Annotated in this window: 13 protein-coding genes; 6 read left to right on the plus strand and 7 right to left on the minus strand. The window is 60.5% G+C overall.

Annotation, left to right across the window (positions count from 1 at the left end; genetic code table 11):
* Positions 1–16 precede the first annotated feature (16 nt).
* Positions 17–1,057, plus strand: coding sequence for a glutamine synthetase beta-grasp domain-containing protein (locus tag AC0L2V_RS05690; protein WP_473494207.1), 1,041 nt, complete (start codon positions 17–19; stop codon positions 1,055–1,057).
* Positions 1,058–1,454: 397 nt separating this feature from the next.
* Here the strand turns inward: AC0L2V_RS05690 and AC0L2V_RS05695 are convergent, their stop codons facing one another.
* The 4 genes from AC0L2V_RS05695 to AC0L2V_RS05710 all read right to left on the minus strand — a co-directional run bounded on the left by AC0L2V_RS05695 (position 1,455) and on the right by AC0L2V_RS05710 (position 12,774).
* Positions 1,455–7,361, minus strand: coding sequence for a DEAD/DEAH box helicase (locus AC0L2V_RS05695; protein ID WP_473519635.1), 5,907 nt, complete (start codon positions 7,359–7,361; stop codon positions 1,455–1,457).
* On the minus strand, positions 7,358–10,651 hold the full coding sequence (locus AC0L2V_RS05700; RefSeq protein WP_473519636.1) for a hypothetical protein: 3,294 nt from the start codon (positions 10,649–10,651) through the stop codon (positions 7,358–7,360). The genes AC0L2V_RS05695 and AC0L2V_RS05700 overlap by 4 nt, the downstream gene beginning before the upstream one ends.
* Before the next feature lie 317 nt (positions 10,652–10,968).
* A complete protein-coding gene (gene glnA / locus AC0L2V_RS05705; protein ID WP_023799265.1) occupies positions 10,969–12,378 on the minus strand; it encodes a type I glutamate--ammonia ligase in 1,410 nt (469 codons plus the stop codon).
* Between the two features lie 57 nt (positions 12,379–12,435).
* Entirely contained in the window at positions 12,436–12,774 is a 339-nt protein-coding gene (locus AC0L2V_RS05710) for a P-II family nitrogen regulator (protein ID WP_006205430.1), read from the minus strand.
* A 437-nt stretch (positions 12,775–13,211) separates the two neighbouring features.
* Between AC0L2V_RS05710 and AC0L2V_RS05715 the strand changes: the two genes are divergently transcribed.
* Both AC0L2V_RS05715 and AC0L2V_RS05720 read left to right on the plus strand, forming a co-directional pair.
* A complete protein-coding gene (locus AC0L2V_RS05715) occupies positions 13,212–14,744 on the plus strand; it encodes an NAD(P)H-hydrate dehydratase (RefSeq protein ID WP_473519637.1) in 1,533 nt (510 codons plus the stop codon).
* Positions 14,741–16,744, plus strand: coding sequence for a hypothetical protein (locus AC0L2V_RS05720; protein WP_473519638.1), 2,004 nt, complete (start codon positions 14,741–14,743; stop codon positions 16,742–16,744). The genes AC0L2V_RS05715 and AC0L2V_RS05720 overlap by 4 nt, the downstream gene beginning before the upstream one ends.
* 35 nt (positions 16,745–16,779) lie before the next feature.
* On the opposite strand, the gene AC0L2V_RS05725 is transcribed toward AC0L2V_RS05720, so the two are convergent.
* A complete protein-coding gene (locus AC0L2V_RS05725) occupies positions 16,780–18,312 on the minus strand; it encodes an acyl-CoA carboxylase subunit beta (protein WP_473519639.1) in 1,533 nt (510 codons plus the stop codon).
* A gap of 375 nt (positions 18,313–18,687) precedes the next feature.
* On the opposite strand from AC0L2V_RS05725, the gene AC0L2V_RS05730 reads away from it, so the two are divergent.
* The 3 genes from AC0L2V_RS05730 (at position 18,688) to AC0L2V_RS05740 (ending at position 20,985) form a co-directional block, all read left to right on the plus strand.
* Positions 18,688–18,924 (plus strand): transcriptional regulator, encoded by a 237-nt coding sequence (locus tag AC0L2V_RS05730; RefSeq protein WP_473519640.1) that lies wholly within the window; start codon positions 18,688–18,690, stop codon positions 18,922–18,924.
* Positions 18,925–18,987: 63 nt separating this feature from the next.
* Positions 18,988–19,218 carry a type II toxin-antitoxin system RelE/ParE family toxin gene (locus AC0L2V_RS05735; RefSeq protein ID WP_473519697.1) on the plus strand — a complete coding sequence of 77 codons (231 nt, stop codon included), beginning with the start codon at positions 18,988–18,990 and terminating at the stop codon, positions 19,216–19,218.
* A gap of 345 nt (positions 19,219–19,563) precedes the next feature.
* Complete coding sequence (locus AC0L2V_RS05740; RefSeq protein WP_287194174.1) at positions 19,564–20,985, plus strand: DEAD/DEAH box helicase; 1,422 nt, start codon at positions 19,564–19,566, stop codon at positions 20,983–20,985.
* 94 nt (positions 20,986–21,079) lie between these two features.
* Here the strand turns inward: AC0L2V_RS05740 and AC0L2V_RS05745 are convergent, their stop codons facing one another.
* Entirely contained in the window at positions 21,080–22,054 is a 975-nt protein-coding gene (locus AC0L2V_RS05745) for an alpha/beta hydrolase (RefSeq protein ID WP_473519641.1), read from the minus strand.
* Positions 22,055–22,150: 96 nt separating this feature from the next.
* The gene (locus AC0L2V_RS05750; RefSeq protein ID WP_473519642.1) at positions 22,151–22,972 is read right to left on the minus strand and encodes an SDR family oxidoreductase; all 822 of its coding nucleotides are present in this window, start codon (positions 22,970–22,972) and stop codon (positions 22,151–22,153) included.
* Positions 22,973–23,168: the final 196 nt, after the last annotated feature.

The following is a 23,168-nucleotide window of genomic DNA, read 5'->3' on the forward strand; positions in this document are numbered from 1 at the left end:
ACAACGAGAGGCTAGAATGACGAAATACAAGCTCGAGTACATTTGGCTCGATGGATACACCCCGGTTCCCAACCTTCGCGGAAAGACGCAGATCAAGGACTATGCCGAGTTCCCGACGCTCGACCAGCTTCCGCTGTGGGGCTTCGACGGCTCCTCGACCATGCAGGCCGAAGGCCACTCGTCCGACTGCGTGCTGAAGCCGGTCGCCGTCTATCCCGATCCGGCGCGCAGCAATGGCGTGCTCGTCATGTGCGAAGTCATGATGCCGGACGGCGTGACGCCGCACGCATCCAACAAGCGCGCCACCATCCTCGACGACGAGGGCGCCTGGTTCGGCTTCGAGCAGGAGTATTTCTTCTACAAGGACGGCCGCCCGCTCGGCTTCCCCGAGAGCGGCTACCCCGCGCCGCAAGGCCCGTACTACACCGGCGTCGGCTACAGCAACGTCGGCAGCGTCGCCAGACAGATCGTCGAGGAGCATCTCGACCTCTGCCTTGCCGCCGGCATCAACCATGAAGGCATCAACGCCGAGGTGGCCAAGGGCCAGTGGGAATTCCAGATTTTCGGCAAGGGCTCCAAGAAGGCCGCCGACCAGATGTGGATGGCCCGCTACCTGATGCAGCGCCTCACCGAGAAATACGGCATCGATATCGAATACCACTGCAAGCCGCTCGGCGACACCGACTGGAATGGTTCCGGCATGCACGCCAACTTCTCGACCGCTTATATGCGCGAAGTCGGCGGAAAAGACTATTTCGAGGCGCTGATGGCCGCCTTCGACAAGAACCTGATGGATCACATCGCCGTCTACGGGCCGGACAACGACAAGCGTCTGACCGGCAAGCATGAGACCGCGCCATGGAACAGGTTCAGCTATGGCATCGCCGACCGCGGCGCCTCGATCCGCGTGCCGCATTCCTTCATCAACAACGGCTACAAGGGCTATCTCGAGGATCGCCGCCCGAACTCGCAGGGCGACCCCTACCAGATCGCTTCGCAGATCCTGAAGACGATCGCCTCGGTCCCGACCAGCGCCGAGGTTTCGGCTGCCGCTTGAGCACGCGTCACGGCGCAGACCCCTCTGTCTGCGCCGTGACTGCTCTCCGCCGCGCCGGCTTTTTGCCAGGGCGACGACACCAACTGGGTCGGACCATGCTGCCGCTGTAGCCGTGGATCCTGGTGCTGACCTACGGCTGGCCCGTGCTGTTTGCGGCGATGGCCTGACCAAGAGGGCGCTAGTCGACAGCGGGCCGGTTGGTCAGCGATCCTGCCCAGGACATCCATTCCGAAATGTTACAATGCGCCGCGAGCGGACGCTGAGCGCAGTCGATACCAGTGTCGGATTCCTGCAAGCAAGTAGCCGTTAAAATCGTGTGCGCTACCTTAGAACCTAGACAATTTCCCGAGCCAGCCGCCGAGGAGCGAACAACAGTGCAGAGCCCGTTCACCTGCCGCTACTCAGAAAATGCATATAGCTTTGCCTCTTTTAGAGGGTCCATCAAGTTGTCGATGCCGGAACTTATGTCCCATTTGAGCGGCTTCCTGCCGGCTATCTTTATAATCAGCTGGCGATCATGAAAATGAGTTCCGCGCCGATGTTGATGTGGATTGAACCGTAGTCGAATATTTCCGATCCCGGCTTTAGCCAACCTTACCCTGAAGTCCGATTCCTGCAGCATGACGCTTTCTGGGGCCTGATCCGCTCTGCGCGTATCATCTGGCTTCCACACAAGGGTGATCAACTCGATAATCACCCCCAAACCAACCAAAGCTGCCAAAAAATCCGCGGCCAATTGGCGGTTTCGCTCCCCCCTAAGAATAAATGGGTCGAGGATGGTAAGTTCAGCCGGTTCCCCCGTCACTGCGATCGAGAATGGTTCAGCAAGGTCGCGGGTCTCGCCTGGAGCAAAATCCCAGCGTCGCGTATTGGCCAACACTCTTGTTAGCGCGCCTCCCACGCGTACGGATTGACTCACGATCGGAAGCAGCTTGCCAGCATCTTCCTCCGCAAGGCTGGAACATACGAAGGTGCGGCCAGGGATTAGAGAATCGAGAAGTGGGCGATCTGTTTCGTCCGAAAAGAACGCCATCAAACCGTCAGGACCGATTGCGAGAATACGTGGAAGCTGACTTGAAAAACATTCGGGAGGAAGCTGGTGCATCTCGAGCCGACCCTCTTCCTCAAGTCTTGCTAATATTTCAATAGCAGGAAGATCGTTTCCAGTGACCATAGCTAGCGAGGCCGGCAAACCGGAGGCAGCCACGATCGTCAGCTTTCGGCCTGGAACCGCGTCGGCGGCGTCCCGAACAAACCGTGCAGTGGCAATGGCTTCGTCTGCGTCGCGGCTGCCATGGATCGCAGGCGCAAAGAAAATAATGTGCCCGCTTCCCTGAAAACGCTGCGAGAGAGCCGAGCGTGACGGGTCCTCCCAACGCCGTGCATAGGACGGCGCACCGACTATTTCCGCGCTGTCACGACGCAAATCTTTCAGCCAAGGCAGAACTAACGTTCGATCAAACTGCTCCCAAAAACTTTGGTTGCCGTAGTCATTCAGACAGAGCGCGCAGGAACTTCCACAGTTGTTCGGGCAGTCTAATGCCTCGATGGCGCGGTCCAAGATCCTACTTGCAGCAAACCGCCCACCGTCACAGAGCCGGCGAGAATAGCCGGCGCCGCCCGCGACCGCATCGTAAAGGATTATTGTCGGTCGGCTGGTATCTGATTGATAGGTTCCGAGAATGTCGCGCGGGCTGGCGTTGAGCAATCGCGCTGATGCTAGCCGAAGGGCCTCGGTGAGCGTACGAAGGAAACTCTGCTCGTAGCGTTCAATCTCGCCCGATTGGACGATGGCTGCGGGAGCCGAGGGGATTGGGCTTCCGAAAGAGATGGCTCGCACATCCGTCTCGAAGACGTGCCCTAGTCCTATTGGCCATTTTATTTCGTCAACGTTGCATCTATCGCCCGTACGAGGATCGTCATGCGGCGTTTTGACGGTCTTTCCTAACCTCGAACCGGGCGTCGCCGCGGCAGCGAACTCGCATTTGGGACACCTCAGATACCCTTGCCCAAAAGGCCCCCGGTTCAGAACGAACAGTTTGCCCGCCGGTGTTTGCGCCTCAGCTCCAGGATTCGCCGGGGCAAAGAATGTACGAAGCCTGCGAAGGTCTGTATCTTCAAATGCCTGAAAGGGTGCCTGCGTGACGAGCCGCGCTTCTTCTGCTCGACGTTGACGGACGCGAGACGAGCCGGGATCTCGGCCCTCTCTATCTCTGTAGGAAGTCAAGAAGCCTTTTGGCTCGACAAAGGCTCCACTCTGTCCATCCTCGCCACCGCACTGCTTGCATTTTTCGGGCAGATCTTCGCGGAAGCGCTGAATATCAACATGCCCGCAGTGAGCGCAAACTCGATAAAACTGCTCGGGCATGAAATCTTTGGGATATCGTACGATGCCGGCGCTGACCCAGATTCTTCCGGCGGCCACGACTTCGGCACCAGGCGCATATTCGCTGACAGCGAGAGTTGCAGCGCGATCGAGTTGGATCGGCTCGTCTCCAGCTCCACCTCTTCCGGCGGAACTCCGGCCCCTTTCCCTCGTAATTTCAAGCCGACAGGAATGAACGGGAAAACTGTAGGTGGGTATAACGGCTGCCCGCGAAAGCGCGTCTACAAGGAACTGGCTGAGCAATCGCTCCTGTTCGTTCTGCATAGCCCAGGCGAGACCATCTTTGCCCTCTTCCCGAGCACCCTCCCGCCGCGCTTGTAGGGTCTGCCAGCGAAGCGAGATATCGGTGGCAAAGGCAATAATTTGACGTTGGAAGTGGCGAGCAAGCTCTGCGCCCGCCAGACCGATCGTAGTGATGTTGGAAGGGATGTGCCGACAAAGAGCCTCACCTTCGACCAGGGCAGATTGGCCACCTGCGTTCTCGATAAAGGCCGACACGGCATCTGTAAAATCGCTCAGTTCGCCGCTGCCAAACTGAGCGCCAAATATATCCGCCAGTCGGGGAGCACCTGCCTTGGTCGACTGTGCAATCCGATGACGAAGGAAGCCTGCGAGCACCAATGAGACTTGATGACGCCGAAAGAAGTCGGGATTGTCGAGCGCTATGAATGGGACGGGTGGAGGAGCAGATAAATAGCGATCAAACGCCTGGTACTGCTCCTGATCGAAATTGCCGTTGCGTGCTACTGTGAGTGCGATAGGCGCGGCCTGCGCCCTTCGTCCGGCCCGACCAGCCCGCTGTTGGTAGTTCGCGATGGTCGGCGGTACGTTGCGGCACACAATTGCTTCCAGGTCACCAAGATCGACACCCATCTCCATGGTTGTGGTGCAGCTCAGGATATTCACACTGCCCTTCCGAAACCCCTCTTCGAGGCTCTCGCGCAGCTGAGTGCCGATCGCAGCGGTGTGTTCGCGCGCCACAGCAGCTTGGGGCTCGCTGGAGCGGTACCGATGAACATAATGATTGTCAGCTTCGAATCTGAAACGCCCATCGCCAACGACGGGGCCAAGCTTTCCTCTGCATTGCCAGGATGAGCATTGCGATCTCACTGACCGCATCGAGCGAGTTCCACAACTCGAACAACGGTACAACGGCTTGTTGCTGCCGCTGCCAAATCGGAGCGTCGCTGGGTCGAGCGCTCTGCCGGTACCATGCGAGGTGAGGAGACCCGCAGTTCCCTCCCAGAAAGCGTTGAGGGCCGCAGTCGCCTCCTCGCGGCTCAGGCCAAGCCTGTCTACAAGGAACCAGTAGAAGCGGTTGGGTCGAGCGCTGGCAGGAACAAGTCCGACGGTGATCTTCTGAGCGGGCGATTTGACAAGGACCAGAGCGCGGCCGGATTGATCGAGCCCTTCGCCCCAGATTGAGGAGTCGGATAGATCGAGCTCGTCGTCTAAGCTTGTAATTAGCCGCTGCCGGCGGATCATATCGAGGAAAATACGACACAGTTCTTCGGCTTCCAGCTTCAGCTGTGGCACCGCAGCGCCTAGCCTTTGCGCCGCCCGCGCTAGAAGTCGCGGATCGTAATCTACATAGACGAGACCCAAGGATTCCAGCGATGAGCGCGAACTGCCCCCTAAGCAGAATTCTGCTACGATCCAGGCAAGGAGCCTTGTTTTTGTTTCACGATCCATCAGCGGATCAAGGCCGCCCGGACGCATTACCGCAAAGGCTCGCTGGCCGCGACCGCGGAGACGCTTCCAAGCGTCATCGCGCAAGTCGCGAACGCTTAGCTCTTCATCAATCTCTGCTGTTGCGACGGTTGCCACAATCGATGCACGGATAGCACCGTCGCGCGATGTACGCTCGAAGAATGGTGCGAAAAATGCTGCATCTTGCCGGTTATCTGAAAAGACCAGCAAACGACGGCCGTGCATGGGAAGGGCAACATCACCCATCGGAGATGGAGGCAGCGCTTCGACCAATTGTTGGGTTGCTACCGCCGCGAAAGCGTCGTCGCCTGGATGTAGGCCCGTAACTGGCTCCGCAAAGCGTCCACCTGTTTCGCCGCAGGCAGGACATTTAAGGACATAGCGGCGTCGGTCGGCATCATCCTCGCGCATTGGCGCTCGCTCAAGGCTGACCGTCTCACCACTACGCGGCGAAACGAGGTCGCCCGTCGCCGGTTCAATGGTTAAGAGATCGGCGCCATCCTCTTCTTCGGTCTCGTTATCGACGCCGTCCTCGAGTGCAGCACCTCCTTTGACGAGACGAAGTACAACGCGATGCGCGCCAGGTTGGGGTTTTGCATACAGTCGCGCGTCACCCTCCCAGCCTTCGATAAATGCCTCGCCGCAGTTGCGGCAAGCCAAAACGGGATAGTAGGGTGTCTGATCATCGCTGGCATATGAACGTTGCGGGCGAAAGTCTGCCCACGGCTCCTCCTGGCCAGCGTGAAGTCGAACAACCCCTCCCTCAATTCCGCTAACTGCCAAATGATACCGCGCTGGCAGCAATGGGAAGTCCGCTGAATCATTCTTCGCAAGCACGCCGAGCGCGACCAGCCCACGCAACGCAGCGTGGCGCTTGGCGGCTGGAGCTTCAGGGAAAAGGTTGCTTGCCGCTTGCTCGAAGCGCACCAGTCCACTCGCCAGGATCTGTGCAAGCTTTCTTGCCTCTATTGTACCTGATACCAGGTTGAGGAGGCCGGATCCGAGGTCTTGGTGTCCACCTTGGATCGCTAGGCCTCCAAGACCCAGCTGTCGCACAATGGCATTCCACGAGTCGGCATCAGGCTGCGGGGCCTTTTGCAGCGCCGCCACTGCTTCGGAGGCCCTTGCCCAGGTGTCGACGGCGACGGAACTGGTTGGGCGCTGCACTCCGAGTGCGGGGTGTAGTTTGCGCTTGGCCGTAATGACGGAGCGGGCGCTCTCGCCGAATCGTTCGCCGAACAGATCTTCGGCAAAGTTAACCAGCTCATCGCTGCGATCGGGGTCAAGGCTGGCACTCGTGCCGATGCAGCGGACCTGCCCGGGTTCGATTTCTAGCCGCGTTTTTAGCTTGCGTAGCAGAAACGCCACTTCGATTGCCTGTGCGCCTGCGTAGGAATGGATCTCATCAAGGACCAAGAACCGCAGGTTTGCGCCGGCAAATAACGGCGCGTTGCGCGGCAACAGCAGCAGGTGTTCCAACATTGCATAGTTGGTCACTAGGATGTGAGGGGGGCGTTCGAGCATCTCGCCTCGGGCGAGCGCCCACGACCGCGGTATGCGGTCTCCAAGCTGAAGCGCTTCCACAAGGCCGGGATTATCCAGCAAACGGCGCTCTTCTTCTGCACGTCCTACGTCGGAACGGATTTGTCCCGTGAAACGGCCGAATGTGATCCCAGGGTCGCCTAGCTCGCGTAAAAGCAAACGTGCGATTCGATAGTATAGCTGGTCATTGGCGAGCGCATTTAGCGGATAGACCAGAACGGCCCGTACTCCAGGACGCCCAAGATCACCCTGAGAAAGCAGTTCGTTGACGATCGGATAAAGGAATGCCTCCGTTTTTCCGCTGCCCGTACCGGTAGCGACAAGATAGTTGCGTTCTTCCAGCGCGGCTTCTATCGCCCTTTCTTGATGCAGGTGCAGCGACCGACTGAAAAGTTTACTGTTGTCGGCCTCAAGCATTCCGCGCCATGCTTCGTCAAATTTTCCTGCCTCGACCAAGTCTTTAATACTTCGGCCCTTCTCGAAGTCAGGCAAACTCTCCAGGAAAGGTCCGTTGACCAGGTGTGTGTCCGCGCCAAAGATCGCCTCGCGTACGGTTTTCGCGAGTCGGGGCACCCGCTGATCAGAAAGCGGCACTGCCGTCGTGATGTAGCGTGCCAGATTTTCGTTGAGGCGATCACGGAGGAGAAGGGGATCAAGGTCGTTCATGCGCGATGACTCAAACTTTCGAGCTCCCACAGGAGCAAATAGAAGCCCAACAGCTCCGGTGCGAGCCGAGACAAGAAGCCGAAGTCGCGGAGCAATTCGGCATGCGTCCGGCCGGTGCGCGCGATAAGTTGAGTCCACAGCGCCTGCGCTTCCAATCGGCGGAACTTTTGTGCCGCCAGCGAAAACAGGGCCGGAAGGCCCTCAGCCACATCGAGACGTTCAACAACGGCTTCATCAACTCGTATCGCGAGTCCGCGCGCGATCGAACGTCCGGCATTGGCGAGTTGCGCGGCTGGGCCGAGTCTTTGCTGGTTGCTGGTGACGCCTAGCGGCGCGACGCGCTCGACCCGTTCCACGAACTTGTTGATACACCACTCGTGATGGGCGGCTGATAGTCGGCCGTCCCGCGGACGCCAAAACACACCGCGCTCATCCTGCTCCCGGCGAAGCGCTTCACGGTAACTACCGAACTGGAAGTCGCGGAGTCTGACATTTGGTTTCCTGCTCGCCTCGTCGAAATTCGCAAACCCACGGAAGAAGTGAAGACTCACGCCAGGGCCAACAGCGTCGCGGACGCGCACCATGCCAGCGGTATTGGCTATCGCTGCCAGTTCCGCGATACCCTCAACATCGGAACCGGCGAGATACGAAAAATCCTTCGCTTTTGCCGAGAAAAGATCGGGTGCAAGTTCGATCGGATGACGAAGGGGGACCCAAGTAGACGACGAGTCGAGTGGCAGGGGCCGACCGACGGCCGCGAGAAGCGCCTGCTTGTTTTCCGGAGAGTCGGTAAGCCTCTTCCCGGTCTGTCGCCAAAGCGTCTCGACAAGGGTCCCATAGCTCGGCCAGCACTCAACTGCGACGCAGCGGTTTAGAGCATCAGTCAGACGCTGAAACAGCACTCGGTCGGTCGGTAGGTTGGCCGGTTGCTCCCTCCCTGCCAATCCGAGCAGATAGCGATCGCCACGGGCATTGACGATGGGCATCCATCGATCGCCGCCTTCATTGCGGATGAGCAACTCTCCCGTCCAAAGGCCTGGCGGTAGCACCACCGTGTGGATGAAGATCTCAGCCGATCCGCGATCTGCCCCAACAATCGCTCCAGAAAGCAACCCGCGAGCAGCAATCTCAACAGGTCTACGACCAAGGGCGAGCGCTGCTTCGATCCGCTCATCAGTCGCGAGATTTGTCGCAGTGAGCGTCACCCCATCAATCGGCTGAGCAAAGGTCAATTTCAAGTCGAAATCCCGGGTTCTAGGATTTTTCTCGATCGCGAAGGTGAGCGGCGCAGTAGTCGGTGCCGTCTTTACAAGAACACGGTTGGCCTCAGGCCTGCTGTGGGGCAGGAGCCGGATTTCATCATGATCGGACGCGCCCGTAAGTGCTGCAACCGCTATACGCCGCACCCCTGTACGGCCAAAGGCGTCTGGTTCAACACGACCCCGTACATCCAGCGCAGCATTTCCAAAAGTATTGCGGATCACGAGACTATCGGTGCTGTCGCCCCCGGCGGCAACCGTGGATCCGAAGGGCACAAACCGCTCCGTGCCGTCGTCGCTAACCAAGGCAACTGTCACACCGGGGCGTGAAAACTCAAATGAAACCAGCCGGTCACTGTCCGTGGCAACCACGAGCTCTGCGGTTCGGTACTGATCATCGAGCACAAGGGACAACTGACCGCCAAATTGCGCGACATGCTTAGATTGATCCAGAACCAGATTTGGGGGCAACGAAGGCGCATCAAAGCGTGCGCCATCAACGAACCCCTGCAATCCAGGCCAAACCCAGTGGCTTGAGCGAACTAGCGTTCGTTCTCCTGCCGCGAAGACAAGGTGGATCCGTAGAAGCCCAACCGGCCCGCGCTCCGGTAAAACACAGGCAAGATCGATTTTGAGATCGTCGCCGGTCTCGATGGGCAGGTGAAGCGGCTCGACCATGGCAGGATGCCCGACGACTAGCTCAAGCCTCCCCTCGGGACGTCCGCCCGGGAATCGAACACGAACTGAGTGGGGGCGGCCGCAGAGCGGCCCAAACGACCCACGTCCAAAACGAGAAACTTCAACGTCAAGCAACGGGCGCGACGGCGGAGAAATCCAAAGCTTGTCGTTTCCGACCTCGATCGCTATCCGCTCGGTCAAGGTAACCACCAGACCAAATGCTTGCCGCCCGAGAGGAACAGCGTGTTCCCCAGCTGCACGAAACGCCGCTTGGGCCACTAATGTCACCTCCCTTGCGTCAAGATGAACCGGTGTTTGGTCGGCAAAAGATGTGATTGCTTTGAGGAAGCGCCCGGTTTCGGCGTCAAATGCCAAAAGCTTCCGATCCCCCGACAGAATTGGAATGGGCAGAGGCGTTGGTCCTGCTTTATCCGGACGCGTCCATGCAAGAGTAGCAGGCCAAGGGAGGGGCAGCGTCAACCGCCCGCCGGCGGGTATTGAACGCTCGCGCCCACCCACGCTAACCACAACCGCTACGCCGGGAGGCGCAGCAAGCGCAACCGCATCATCATGAAAGACGAGTGTTGGAAACGCGAGCCGTTCAATTCGAGCGCCTGTGGACGATGCTAGGCAGCGTTCGAGTTCAGCGGCCACTGCAATTTCGAACCCGTGGTTGCTCCCCTCGCCGCGACGCAGGCGTGCGAAACACTGGGCATGGTAGGCGGTCTCGTCTCCTTGCAGGACGTTTCGCAAACGTGTCAGCGACCAAGGGGCGAATTCTGTGGCCTGTTCCTGCCAACCAAAGAGGCGCTGAGTGTCGTCATCAGGCGGCGGCCCGAGGCCAGCTTCCGCTTGCAAAAAAGCGTCGACTAGCGCACCGAGATGACGGTGTGTAACGCCGGCCTGGAAAATGTAATCATCCACATAGCCGACCGGTCTGTACCCTGCCACAGCCAGACCAAACCTTCGACAAGCACGCCGGAATTCACGATTAAGCTGTTCGCGACAACTATTATGGATGTCCCCACTGACGCTAAACGCTTCCGCTATGCACGGATAGATCGCGTTGCCCTCATCTCGGCCGTAATTTTCCCTGATTGCGCGAACGAGCAGCCATAGGCCGCATGCCGGAGAGACTTGGATCAGGCGAGGAATTCGATCTCCTTGGCCGCGCACAAAATCAGCGGCAGCAGCACGGAGACCGACGCTTACCTTTTCGTCAAGGTCAATATGAGCAATGAATGGTGATGAGCCAGCCTGCAACAACTTTCTACGCAGGATCAATTCAGCAGTCGACAGTTTCGGATTGAGCGGTTGCACACCCTTTGTTGCATATAAAGTCTGGCCTGCCATAGTTCCCCATCCCCAATGAAGGAATTAAACGGCGCTGACGAGGATTGCAAGCTTAAGCCGCCTGTAGGATCTGGTTGTGCAGAGGATGTTGTCGGCACAGGAAGGCGTATCGACGAGTTCCTATGGGCTCGGTAGAAATCCCGGCAGGATCGATTACTTCTCGGGCATGCACTGCGGCACTGCTGGCCTTGGCATCTCCCCCGAGGTCTCAAATGGGGCAGGGAGGGCTGGCCCTTGGTCGACCACGCTCCCCATCCCAAGCAAAAACCCCGCCGGATCGCTCCGGCGGGGTTTTGCTTGTCGCTTAGCCGATCCGCTCAGACCGAGTAATACATGTCGTACTCGACCGGATGCGGGGTCATTTCGAAGCGCATCACTTCGGCCATCTTGAGCTCGATGTAGCTGTCGATCTGGTCGTCGTCGAAGACGCCGCCGGCCTTCAGGAAGCCGCGGTCCTTGTCGAGGCTCTGCAGCGCTTCGCGCAGCGAACCACAGACGGTCGGGATTTTCTTCAGTTCCTTAGGCGGCAGGTCGTAGAGATCCTTGTCCATCGGCTGTCCCGGGTGGATCTTGTTCTTGATGCCGTCGAGCCCGGCCATCAGCATGGCGGCAAAGGCGAGGTAGGGGTTGGCGCCCGGATCGGGGAAGCGGACCTCGACACGCTTGGACTTCGGCGACGAGCCGAATGGAATGCGGCAGGAGGCAGAGCGGTTGCGGGCCGAATAGGCGAGCAGCACCGGCGCTTCATAGCCCGGCACCAGCCGCTTGTAGGAGTTGGTCAGCGGGTTGGTGAAGGCGTTGATGGCCTTGGCATGCTTGATGATGCCGCCGATGTAGAACAGGCAGCTCTCCGAGAGGCCGGCATATTCATTGCCTGCGAAGGTCGGCTTGCCGCCCTTCCAGATCGACTGGTGGACGTGCATGCCCGAGCCGTTGTCGCCGAACACCGGCTTCGGCATGAAGGTGGCCGTCTTGCCGTAGGCGTTGGCGACCTGGTGCACGACATATTTGTAGATCAGCATCTTGTCGGCGTTGCGGACCAGCGTGTCGAACTTGATGCCGAGCTCGTGCTGGGCAGCGGCGACTTCGTGGTGGTGCTTTTCGACACGCACGCCCATTTCGGCGAGCACGGTCAGCATTTCGGAGCGCATGTCCTGCGCCGAGTCGATCGGCGGCACCGGGAAATAGCCGCCCTTGATGCGCGGGCGGTGGCCGAGATTGCCGGTCTCGTAGTCGGTGTCGTCGTTGGACGGCAATTCGGTGGAGTCGAGCTTGAAGCCGGTGTTGTACGGATCGGCCTTGTACTTGACGTCGTCGAACACGAAGAACTCGGCTTCCGGGCCGACGAAGATCTGATCGCCGATGCCTTCCGCCTTCATATAGGCTTCAGCCTTCTTGGCCGTGCCGCGCGGGTCGCGGTTGTAGGATTCTCCGGAGATCGGATCGAGGATATCGCACAGGATGACCATGGTCGACTGCGCGAAGAATGGGTCCATATGCACCGTCTCGGTGTCGGGCATCAGCACCATGTCGGACTCGTTGATCGCCTTCCAGCCGGCGATGGAGGACCCGTCGAACATGACACCGTCGGCAAACATGTCTTCCTCGACCTCAACGACATCCATCGTCACGTGCTGCAGCTTGCCCTTCGGATCGGTGAAGCGCAGGTCAACGAATTTCACGTCGTTGTCCTTGATCTGCTTCATGATGTCTTTGGCTGTCGTCATGTCATGTTTCCCTGTCTGATGACGTTTTTTCGAGGAGATGATCTGAAATCAGAATCCTCAGACCGCGTCCATCCCTGTTTCGCCGGTGCGGATGCGCACGACTTCCTCGATGTTGGAGACGAAGATCTTGCCGTCGCCGATGCGGCCGGTCTGGGCCGCCTTGCGAATGGCTTCGATCGCGCCTTCGACCGCGTCGTCGCCGAGCACGACCTCGATCTTCACCTTGGGCAGAAAATCCACGACATATTCAGCGCCGCGATAGAGTTCGGTATGGCCCTTCTGCCGGCCAAAACCCTTGGCCTCCGTTACGGTGATGCCTTGCAGCCCGGCCTCCTGAAGCGCTTCCTTCACTTCGTCTAGCTTGAACGGCTTGATGATCGCTTCGATCTTTTTCATGTAAAAAGTGGCCTCCACTGTCAAAAAAGACGGGTTGTGAGCCCCGCTTGCGCCTCTTTCAAGCACGAACCGTGCCAATTTGAGGGGATTCGAAGCGGTATCACGCGATTTCGATGCCATGCCGCGTTGAGGGCTAAATTCGCGTCATTCGCTGCATTGGCTGCGTCATGGATACTGGGAACCTACACATTGTCGACGCTACCGTCCGCACAATAATTGGGCAGATAGAGCATTTCGCGGGCAATTGTGCTTCGAGGACGCCATTGTCCCTAACGATGTGCTTACAGATCGTGCCATTTCATCGCCGTTTGCTTCGAACCGAAAACTGGACAATGTTTGACCACAGGGGATCGGGGTTTGACCACAGGGATCGGGGTTTGACCACAAGGATTGGGTTTGACCACAGGATCGGCTTGAGCCAATGCGGATCGGCATCCATGAGCAATGAAATTCTGTCTCCGGCCGAAATGGCTGAGGCCGACCGGTTGACGATTTCCGCCGGACCATTCGACGGCATCGGCCTGATGCGCAATGCGGGTGGCGCAGTCGCTGCGGTGGTGCTCGCCCATTTTCCGGCTGCCAGGCGTGTCCACGTGCTGTGCGGGCCCGGCAACAATGGCGGCGATGGCTATGTCGTCGCCCGCATGCTTGGGGACAGCGCCGTCGACGTCTTGCTGTGGGCATCCAGCTCGCCCAAAGCCGGCAGCGACGCGGCGCTCGCCGCGTCGGAATGCCCTGTCAGGCCCCGGCCGCTGTCGGAATTTGCTGCCGATAGAGGTTCGATCCTGGTCGATGCGCTTTATGGGGCAGGGCTGTCCAAGCCGCTGTCCGGCGATGCCGCCAGGGCGGTCGAGGTTGCGACAGAACTGAACCTGCCTGTCGTCGCGGTCGATCTGCCCTCAGGCGTGTCAGGCGAGAGCGGCCAGATTCTCGGCCCGGCATTTCGCGCCCGAATCACGGTGACGTTTGCGCGAAAAAAGCCCGGCCATCTGCTGTTGCCTGGGCGCGGGATGTGCGGCGAGCTGGTGCTTGCCGATATCGGCATTAGCGACGATATCGTTGCTCAGCTTGAACCGCTCACCTTCGAGAACATCCCGCCGATTTGGCTCGAAAATTTCCCGGTCCCAGCCGTCGACGCGCATAAATACAGGCGCGGCCATGTCGGCGTCTTTTCCGGCGGGCCATCGGCGACGGGTGCCGCACGGCTGTCGGCGCTTGCCGCGGCCAGAAGCGGGGCAGGGGCGGTGACCGTGCTGTCGCCGGCGAATGCCGTGCAGGTGAATGCCGCGCATCTGACTTCGATCATGCTGAAAAAGGCCGACAGCATCGCGGACGTGCAGGAATTCATCGAGGGCCGCCGGCCATCGGCATTTGTCCTCGGACCCGGATTTGGCGTTGGCGAGAAAACACGCGATTTTGCCCTTGGCGTACTGGCCACCGGGGGGCGGCAAGACGGCAAGGTCGACGGGCTGGTGCTCGATGCCGATGGCATCACTTCGTTTCGCGATACGCCCGACGTTCTGTTCGAAGCCGCCCGTCGTCTGAACGCGCCAGCGCTGGTGCTGACGCCGCATGAGGGCGAATTCGCCAGGCTGTTTGCGGACATCGCCGCAGACAAGACCCTGTCCAAGCTGGCCAAGGCGCGCACTGCCGCCGCGCGCGCCGGCGCCATCGTGGTCTACAAGGGCGCGGACACGGTGATCGCGGCGTCCGATGGCAGGGCGGCGATCAACGGCAACGGCGCGCCATGGCTGGCCACAGCCGGGTCGGGCGACGTGCTGTCGGGCATCATCGCCGGCTTTCTGGCGCAAGGCATGCCGGCTTTCGAAGCCGCCTGCGCGGCGGTCTGGATTCACGCTGAGGCCGGCAGCCGTTTCGGACCTGGGCTGATCGCTGAAGACTTGCCGCTGGCGCTGGTGCCGGTGCTGAGCGAGCTTGCCGAAAATCGCAACGGGATGACCGCTGAATGAACCGTCGGCTCGCCTTGATCGCTGTGATTTTCGCCAATTTATTCTTGGCCAGCCTGGCGCGCGCCGAAGGTCCGGTGATGATCGTCGACGATCCGGCTGTGCTCGCCGCACTCGACGCCAGGGGTTTTGATTTCGCCGGCATTTTCGATGTCGAAGGCAAGGGCGACCTGAAGACGCTCTATGACAAGGCGCCGGCCTATCATCAGATCGTCGAAACGATTGCCGGCGATGTCGCCGCGCTGCGCGCCGAGATGAAGGCTGGCGGGCGGTCGCTCTACGAAGTCACCGACGGCAATGTCGGCCGCATCATCGACATGCGCTGGCTGAAGACCGACGCCGCGCGCTTTCGGCTGGTCGGTGTCGTCAACCGGCTCGATCGGCGTGATTTCGCCGAAATACGAGGCGACGGGGGCTGCGGCGAGGTCCGTTTCATCTACCGTCTTGCCTACAGCTTCAAGAAAAACGGCAAGGTTCTGGCCTCGCGCTTGCCGTTCAATTTCAATGCCATCTATAGCGTCGCGCCGGACGCCGATGGCGGCTGCGTCGGCGTTGCCGGACGCTGGACGCCGCAGCTCGATGAGACCGTCGACATCGGCTGGCTCATCGGCGGGCCGCTTGAAAAGGCCGGACTGAGCTTCAAGCAGCTCGAGCTCAACGCCCAGATGGTGCGCTTTCCCTCCGGCCAGGAGACCGAATTTGGCGGCCAGGCTGCCTACCTCATGCGGATTTTTGGCGTCGATGGAGAGACGGTCAGCGAAAAGCCGCTGGAAAACACGCCCGACCTGGCGCGGCTTGCCGACGACGCCGCGCTGAAAGCAAAACTTGCCGACTATATCAGCGCCAATCTCGCGGCGGTCGATCTCGGCGTCTACGAAATTCCGGATGAATTCCTGGCCAAGAAAGTCATCTCGTGGTCGACTTTCGGCAGCGCAAGGCAGGCCAATCACCCGTTCACGCCGCTGTTCCAGCCCGCGGATTTTTCCGGGCTGGACTATTCCGCGCTGAAGCTGCTGCGCACGCCGGAAGCGCTGGTCGAGCGGCTCGACAATGGCGCCTGCCAGGGTTGCCATCAGGCTGGTTCGACCGCCGGTTTCCATTTCATCGGCCTCGACGACAAGACGACATCGCCGCTGAACCGCATCGAGGTCGGCATCTCGCCGCATCTCCATGCCGAGATGCCGCGGCGCGAAGCCTGGCTGCGTGCGACCGCCGACGGCAAGGAGCCGAACCGGCTCCGCCCGCTGTCCTTCGCGCCGCCGGCCGCATGGAAAGACGCCGGCGAGGTCGCTTACGCACCGGCCGAAATGGCGATGCCGTGTTTGATGCCGGAGGATGCGGCCCGCTTCGGCACGACCTGGCAATGCGGCGGCGGCACCGTCTGCACGGCGCTGGCGACGGCATCGGGGGTGCGGACGAAACTGGCGCAATGCCTGCTGCCCAAGGACAGCGAAAAGATGTTTTCCGGCCATCCATGCCTGACCGGCTCGATCGCCAGCAACGGCACGCAGCCTTTCAATGACCGCTACAGCATTACCGGCCAGTTCGCGGCCTTCGCCACCGACATTTCGCGCACCGCCTACACCTGCCGGCCGCCGAAGATCGGTGTGCCGGCCGGCATCGCCTATCGCGGATGCAATGACAAGGACCGTGCCTTTGCCGGCTTCAAGCCGGGCAAGCCGATGCCGAACGAGATCTGCGGGCTGGTCGGCGGCAAAAAATTCGACATCTGCGTGGCGACCAATAATTTCGACCAGTGTTTGGGCGGCGCCGTCAATCGCGGCAACCGGCCGGCTTGCTCGGCCGATCATTTCTGCCGCGAAGATTACATGTGCCAATCGCTGCCGCCCGACACGCCTGGTATCGGCAAGGTGAAAGGTGTCGGCTTCTGCTCGCCGACCTATTTTATCTTCCAGATGCGCATCGACAATCATGCCACGCCGTGGTCGGGCGCCGTCCGCGCGACGATGGGCGCGGGGTTCGGCGCGGCGGAAGCGGAGTAGGCTTTTGCTGTGGTTGCTTTCGCGACATCAGCGCCTCACAACGGAATGTTGTCGTGCTTCTTCCAGGGGTTTTGCATGTCCTTGTTGCGCAGCATGCGCAGCGCACGCGCAATGCGGCGGCGGGTCGAATGCGGCATGATCACCTCGTCGACATAGCCGCGCTCGGCGGCGACGAAGGGCGACAGGAAACGATCCTCGTAAGCCTTTGTATGTGCTGCGATCTTCTCAGCATCGCCGATGTCCTTGCGATAGATGATCTCGACCGCGCCCCTGGCGCCCATCACTGCGATCTGCGCCGTCGGCCAGGCATAGTTCATGTCGCCGCGCAGATGCTTCGACGCCATCACGTCATAAGCGCCGCCATAGGCTTTTCGGGTGATGACGGTGATCTTCGGGACGGTCGCTTCGGCATAGGCGAACAAGAGCTTGGCGCCGTGCTTGATCAGCCCGCCATATTCCTGCGCGGTGCCGGGCAAAAACCCTGGAACGTCGACGAAGGTGACGATCGGAATCGAAAAACAGTCGCAGAAGCGTACGAACCGCGCCGCCTTGCGGCTGGCGTCCGAATCGAGCACGCCGGCCAGAACCATCGGCTGGTTGGCGACGAAGCCGACCGTGCGCCCTTCGACGCGCCCGAAGCCGGTTACGATGTTTTTTGCAAAATCCTGCTGGATCTCGAAGAAGTCACCCTCATCGGCAACTTTAAGGATCAACTCCTTGATGTCGTAGGGTTTATTGGCGTTGTCGGGGATCAGTCGGTCGAGCGACAGATCGTGATCGGTGACCGACTGGTAACATTCGATCTCGGGGATATCAGCCGTATTGGAGGCAGGCAGCAGATCGACCAGCCGGCGCATCTGCAGCAGCGCCTCGACGTCATTGTCGTAAGCGCCATCGGCGATCGACGACTTCGTCGTGTGGACTAAGGCGCCGCCGAGGCTCTCGGCGGTTACCGTCTCGTTGGTGACTGTCTTCACCACGTCCGGGCCGGTGACGAACATGTAGGAGGTGCCGCGCACCATGAAGATGAAGTCGGTCATCGCCGGCGAATAGACGTCGCCGCCGGCGCAAGGGCCCATGATCACTGAAATCTGCGGGATGACGCCGGAGGCGAGCACATTGCGCTGGAATATCTCGGCATAGCCGCCAAGTGCCGCCACGCCTTCCTGGATGCGGGCGCCGCCGGCGTCGTAGAGGCCGATGATCGGCGCGCGGTTGCGCAGCGCCATCTCCTGCACCTTGACCACCTTTTCGGCGTGGGCCTCGGACAGCGAGCCGCCGAACACGGTAAAGTCCTTGGCAAAGACATAGACCGGCCGGCCATTGACGGTGCCCCAGCCGGTGACGACGCCGTCGCCGGCGATCTTGGTTTTCTCCATGCCGAAATCGGTCGAGCGATGCTCGACATACATGTCGAACTCCTCGAACGAGCCTTCGTCGAGAAAGACGTCGATGCGTTCGCGCGCGGTGAGTTTGCCCTTCTTGTGCTGAGCGTCGATACGGGCCTTGCCGCCGCCCATGCGCGCCATGGCGCGGCGGCGCTCGAGTTCCTTCAGCACGTCCTTCATCGCTCGGTCCCCAAATAGAAGCTGATTTGTGGTAATCATGGCGGTAAGCGAGCGCAAGCGCCGCTTTTCGGCCTGCTTTGTTTTCGCAACGCTGGCGTGCTTTCGCCGCCGATCTCGATACGCTGGCGGGCATAGCTGGCCGTCTGTTAGGTGCGGCTTACCAACCGCCCCCCGCTTCGCTTGCTGGGGAGGCAGCGCCCGCGCTCGATGTCGAGATTGGCGAATTGGAAATGGACTCCACGGCGCGGAACGAGGAATAGCAAGTTCCCCCCTTGCGGACACGATCTGCCTCTGGCGCGGATCGAACAGGGAACAAACAGCCTTCAACAGCGAAACTTCTTGGCAGGCATTCGCCGGATATGGCAAACTGAACTCATGAAGAACAGCATAGAAATATCCGAGGATTTGAACCGCCGGATCGACATGTTGGCCTCGCGCTCAACCCTGACTCGCGATCAGATCATTGAGGACGCGCTGTCCCATGGCCGTTCTCTGGCGTGGCAGGAAAAGTGGGTCGCCGGTGTTCAGGCGGGGATCGATGCCGCCGACCGTGGTGACTTCGCAAACGAAGAAGAGATCGCGGCGGTTCTCAACAAATATGGTCAGGCATAGCGGTCGGCGCGAATTGTCTGGACCCGACACTATCTGATCGAGCTTGCATCAATCGGCGACTACATCGGCCAGCGTAACCCGCGTGCTGCCGCCCGCCTGGTCAATGACATTCATTCAAAGACGGCTCGGCTGTTGTCCGCCAATCCGTTCATCGGACGTGTCGGTGAGATCAGCGGCACTCGTGAACTGGTGATTTCCGGCACACCCTACGTCGTTGCGTATCGGGTAAAAGACACTCAAATAGAAGTTCTGTTCGTCCAGCATGGGGCGAGGGAATGGCCGGGAGAAGTTTGAGCAGACCTTCACGGCTGCTCGTCGTGGCTGTTTTTGCTGCGCTGCAACATGACGCCCCTTGCATTTCGCGGCGAACTGGGCCATATGCGGCGGCATAGGCGCTTGGGCCGGGACCTATCCGGCCTTCTCGACGAATGAGACTGGTTGCGTCTGTTTTCCCTCTTTCCGGCATATCGGCAAGGCGGCGAAAAAGCCCCGTGGCATGATGCCTGCGGGCACGACAGCGCAGCCGTGCGGACGATAACGTCCGCCCGCCTTGTCGTTTCATGACAGTTTTTCGACGGCAGGTTGCGCCCTGCCGCCATCGATGTTTGCGGCCAGGAGCCGCGTGAAAGAAGAAATATTTTGAACAACGAAAACACTTTGACCGGTAACGACAATCTGACCGGTAAGGACACTGGCGAGCTTTCGGGTTTCGCAGCACTTGGAATTACGGGCGCGCTGCTCAAGGCCACCCATGGCGCAGGCTTCACCGATCCGAAGCCGATCCAGGCCCAGGCGATCCCGCCGCAGCTGGAAGGCCGTGACATTTTCGGCATCGCCCAGACTGGTTCGGGCAAGACCGCGGCGTTCGCGCTGCCGATCCTTTCGAAGATCATCGCGCTCGGCACCAAGCGCCGGCCGAAGACCGCTCGTGCGCTGATCCTGGCGCCGACGCGTGAGCTCGCCGTGCAGATCGAAGAGATGATCAAGCTGCTCGCCAAGGGCGCGCATGTCTCGACAGCACTCGTGCTTGGCGGCGTCTCGCGCTTCAGCCAGGTGAAGAAGATCGCTCCCGGCGTCGACATTTTGATTGCCACGCCCGGCCGGCTGACCGATCTGGTGCGTGAGGGCGACCTCGTGCTTGCCGACACCAAATGGCTGGTGCTCGACGAAGGCGACCGCATGCTCGACATGGGCTTCATCAACGACGTCAAGCGCATCGCCAGGGCGACCGCGCCGGACCGTCAGACGGTGCTGTTCTCGGCGACCATGCCGGCCGAAATCGCCGAGCTGGCCAAGGGTCTGCTGAAGAACCCGATCCGCGTCGAAGTGGCGCCTCACAGCACCGCGGCGGCCGAGATCGTGCAGGGCGTCGTCTTTGCCCGCACCAAGCAGAAGCGCCAGGTGTTGGCGACGATGCTCGCCGACGAGGCGATGAAGTCCGTCATCATCTTTTCGCGCACCAAGCATGGCGCCGACAGGGTGACCAAGGACCTCGAGCGCGATGGCTTCAAGGCCGCCGTCATCCATGGCAACAAGTCGCAGAACGCCCGCCAGAAGGCGCTGAACGATTTCCGCGAGGGTTCGGTGCGCATTCTTGTGGCGACCGATATCGCGGCGCGCGGCATCGACGTGCCCGGCATCAGCCATGTGGTGAATTTCGACCTGCCGGACGAGGCGGAGAGCTATGTCCACCGCATCGGCCGCACCGGTCGTAACGGCATGGATGGCATCGCCATCACGCTTTGCGACCCGTCCGAGAACAGCAAGCTGCGCCAGGTCGAGCGCATCATCCGCACCAAGCTGCCGATCGTTGCCGACCATCTCGGCAGTCCCGACCCGCAGCGCAATCCTGCCGAAAAGAACGAGCGCAGCTTCGAGCCGGCCAACGACCGCAATGGTCGTCGCGACGGCAGGCGGCCGGGCGGCCACAACAACGGCAACAAGCGCTTCGGCGACAAGCCGGCCTTCGCCGGTGAGCGCAAGCCGGAGGGCGCCAAGGCGTTCAAGGGCAACAACAAGCGTCGTTTCGGCGGCAAGCGGCCAGCAGCGCGGGCTGCGTAATCAGATAGCGCATCCGGCCCGCGCCGTCGGGTCGGCTGCTCACAATGAAAAAGGCGATCGGAGCGATGCTTCGGTCGCCTTTTTCGCCAGAAATCTACTTCACCACCGCCTGTACCCACACGACAATGCGCTGGGCGAGGAAAGCTGTGGTTGCTGGCGACAGCGCGTCTCCGGCAATGACATGATTGTCCCGATCGCCGGTATCGTCCACCGGCACCAGTTCGTGCGCCGCGCCCCAGCGCCCGGCGATGTCGCGGGTGCGGTCCGGCCGCACGATCCTGTCCGAATCGGAAAAGATGAAGAGGGCAGGGATGGTCGCCTTCTCCACCGGCGCGCCATAGGCCAGCTCGGTCAGCGCCACCATCGGCAGGGTCGCCGCGATCGGATAGCGCCAGGTCCAGAATTTCTCGTGCAGCGCATTGCGTGGCACGAAGCTGCGCTCCTTGCCGGCGACCAGCTCGGCGATCTCTCGGCCCCACGGCATGGTCAGAAGTTCGGCGCCGGAAGCCTTGACGCCGAAATTCGGCGAGATGAACGCTATGGCCGCCACCCCGTCCGATGCGCCAGGCTGCGTCACAGCCCAGGCTGCCAGCGAGCCGCCGGTCGAGGTGGCGATGACGATCACTTTGTCGCCGATCGCTCGGCCGATGGCGAGCGCTTCCTCATAGTCGTTGATCCAGGCGTTGACGCTGCCGTCGGCCATTGCGGCACCGCCCTGTCCGTGGCCGGTGAGACGGGTATAGTAAAGATTGGCATCGAGCTGGTCGGCCACCTCGTCGGGAAGCGGACGAACCTCGCCCTTCGACGCCGAAAAGCCGTGGATATAGACGATTGACAGCGGCGTCCTGGCGTGAACCATCGGATTGGCCCAGATGATTTCCTTTTCCAGCCCGTCGTGGATATCAGGTACGGCCGCCTCCTTGCGTGCCAGATAGGCTTGCGGGTCATCGCCGATCACCGAAGGATCGAAGCGGATCGTGGTGTCGGCTGGGACGCGCGGGCCAAAGACGTAGGCAAGGACGAGAATGACGGCGAGACCCAATACCGCAAGCACGATCCGTCGCCCCATCGCAGACTCCACGCAATAAATCTCAACCTAATGGCCACGATGGCAAACAGGCAACGACGTCCCGCCGGCGGCGGGATCGCCAACTTGATGGCCGGTCTATTCGCTCGGCGGCTTGCGGTCGAAATTCAGCGGACGCGCCTTCCAGCTGGTCGCGGTGCTGATGACCCATCGGCAGAACGGTCTCGGCAGGATTCTGAGCAGTTTCAGGCCCCAGCTCAAGCGCCGCGGGAAGGTGACTTCGAAGCCGCCGGACTTGATGCCGCGCGCCATGCGGCGCGAGGCGCGATTGACGGGCATTAGCCCGGGCATCGGCAGCAAATTCTTCTCGGTCAATGGGGTGTCGACGAAGCCCGGGTTTATCACCTGGATGCGGACGTTCATCTTGTCGAAATCGTACTTCAGCGATTCGGCGAGGATATTGATCGCCGCCTTGGTGCCGCCATAGGCGGCCGTGGTCGGCCAGCCGAAATAGGCAGTGACCGAACCGACCAGGACGATATGGCCGCGCGCGCGGACGCGCATGCGCTCGATGACCGGCACCAGGCCATTGATGATGCCGAAATAATTGACATCGAAGGACTGGCGAAATCCACGGACAGTGAGGTCTTCGCCGACGGTCGCAATATAGCTCCCGGCATTGAACACGGCCAAGACGATCGGGCCGAGATCCTTCTCGATCGCCGCGACCGTCCTTGCCATGCGGTTCTCGTCGGTGACGTCGCAGGGATAGGCCGTGACGTGGCCCGGCATCTGCGCCGTCTCGACAACAAGCGTATCGATCGGATCGTCGTCGAGCGCCGTCACCGCGACGACATAGCCTTGCGCCGCAAGGTCCTTGGCCAGTGAGCGGCCAATACCGCTGCTGCCGCCGGTAATCCAGGCGACGCCGTGCTTCGGGTCGGCCCGATAAAGTGTCATGCTATGCCCTGCGACTTTTTCTTAGCCTGTGCTCTAGCGGTGAAGAAATCGGATGAAAAGAGCGCTTTTCAATGGTGAGCTTCAATGATTGGCGCAACGCAACGTCTGTTTTAGGAAATTGCAGCCCGGAAATGCTGCTGGACCAGGCAAATTCTTGCCTTGAAACCCAAGCTTCGGGTTTCTAGGGTTCGGCCGC

Source organism: Mesorhizobium sp. WSM4814 (assembly GCF_055811595.1).

Bases quoted from the DNA above. Each gene is read 5' to 3' on its own strand.
- AC0L2V_RS05690 (WP_473494207.1), top strand. From the start codon at position 17: ATGACGAAATACAAGCTCGAGTACATTTGGCTCGATGGATACACCCCG.
- AC0L2V_RS05695 (WP_473519635.1), bottom strand. From the start codon at position 7,361: ATGAACGACCTTGATCCCCTTCTCCTCCGTGATCGCCTCAACGAAAAT.
- AC0L2V_RS05700 (WP_473519636.1), bottom strand. From the start codon at position 10,651: ATGGCAGGCCAGACTTTATATGCAACAAAGGGTGTGCAACCGCTCAAT.
- glnA (WP_023799265.1), bottom strand. From the start codon at position 12,378: ATGACGACAGCCAAAGACATCATGAAGCAGATCAAGGACAACGACGTG.
- AC0L2V_RS05710 (WP_006205430.1), bottom strand. From the start codon at position 12,774: ATGAAAAAGATCGAAGCGATCATCAAGCCGTTCAAGCTAGACGAAGTG.
- AC0L2V_RS05715 (WP_473519637.1), top strand. From the start codon at position 13,212: ATGAGCAATGAAATTCTGTCTCCGGCCGAAATGGCTGAGGCCGACCGG.
- AC0L2V_RS05720 (WP_473519638.1), top strand. From the start codon at position 14,741: ATGAACCGTCGGCTCGCCTTGATCGCTGTGATTTTCGCCAATTTATTC.
- AC0L2V_RS05725 (WP_473519639.1), bottom strand. From the start codon at position 18,312: ATGAAGGACGTGCTGAAGGAACTCGAGCGCCGCCGCGCCATGGCGCGC.
- AC0L2V_RS05730 (WP_473519640.1), top strand. From the start codon at position 18,688: ATGAAGAACAGCATAGAAATATCCGAGGATTTGAACCGCCGGATCGAC.
- AC0L2V_RS05745 (WP_473519641.1), bottom strand. From the start codon at position 22,054: ATGGGGCGACGGATCGTGCTTGCGGTATTGGGTCTCGCCGTCATTCTC.
- AC0L2V_RS05750 (WP_473519642.1), bottom strand. From the start codon at position 22,972: ATGACACTTTATCGGGCCGACCCGAAGCACGGCGTCGCCTGGATTACC.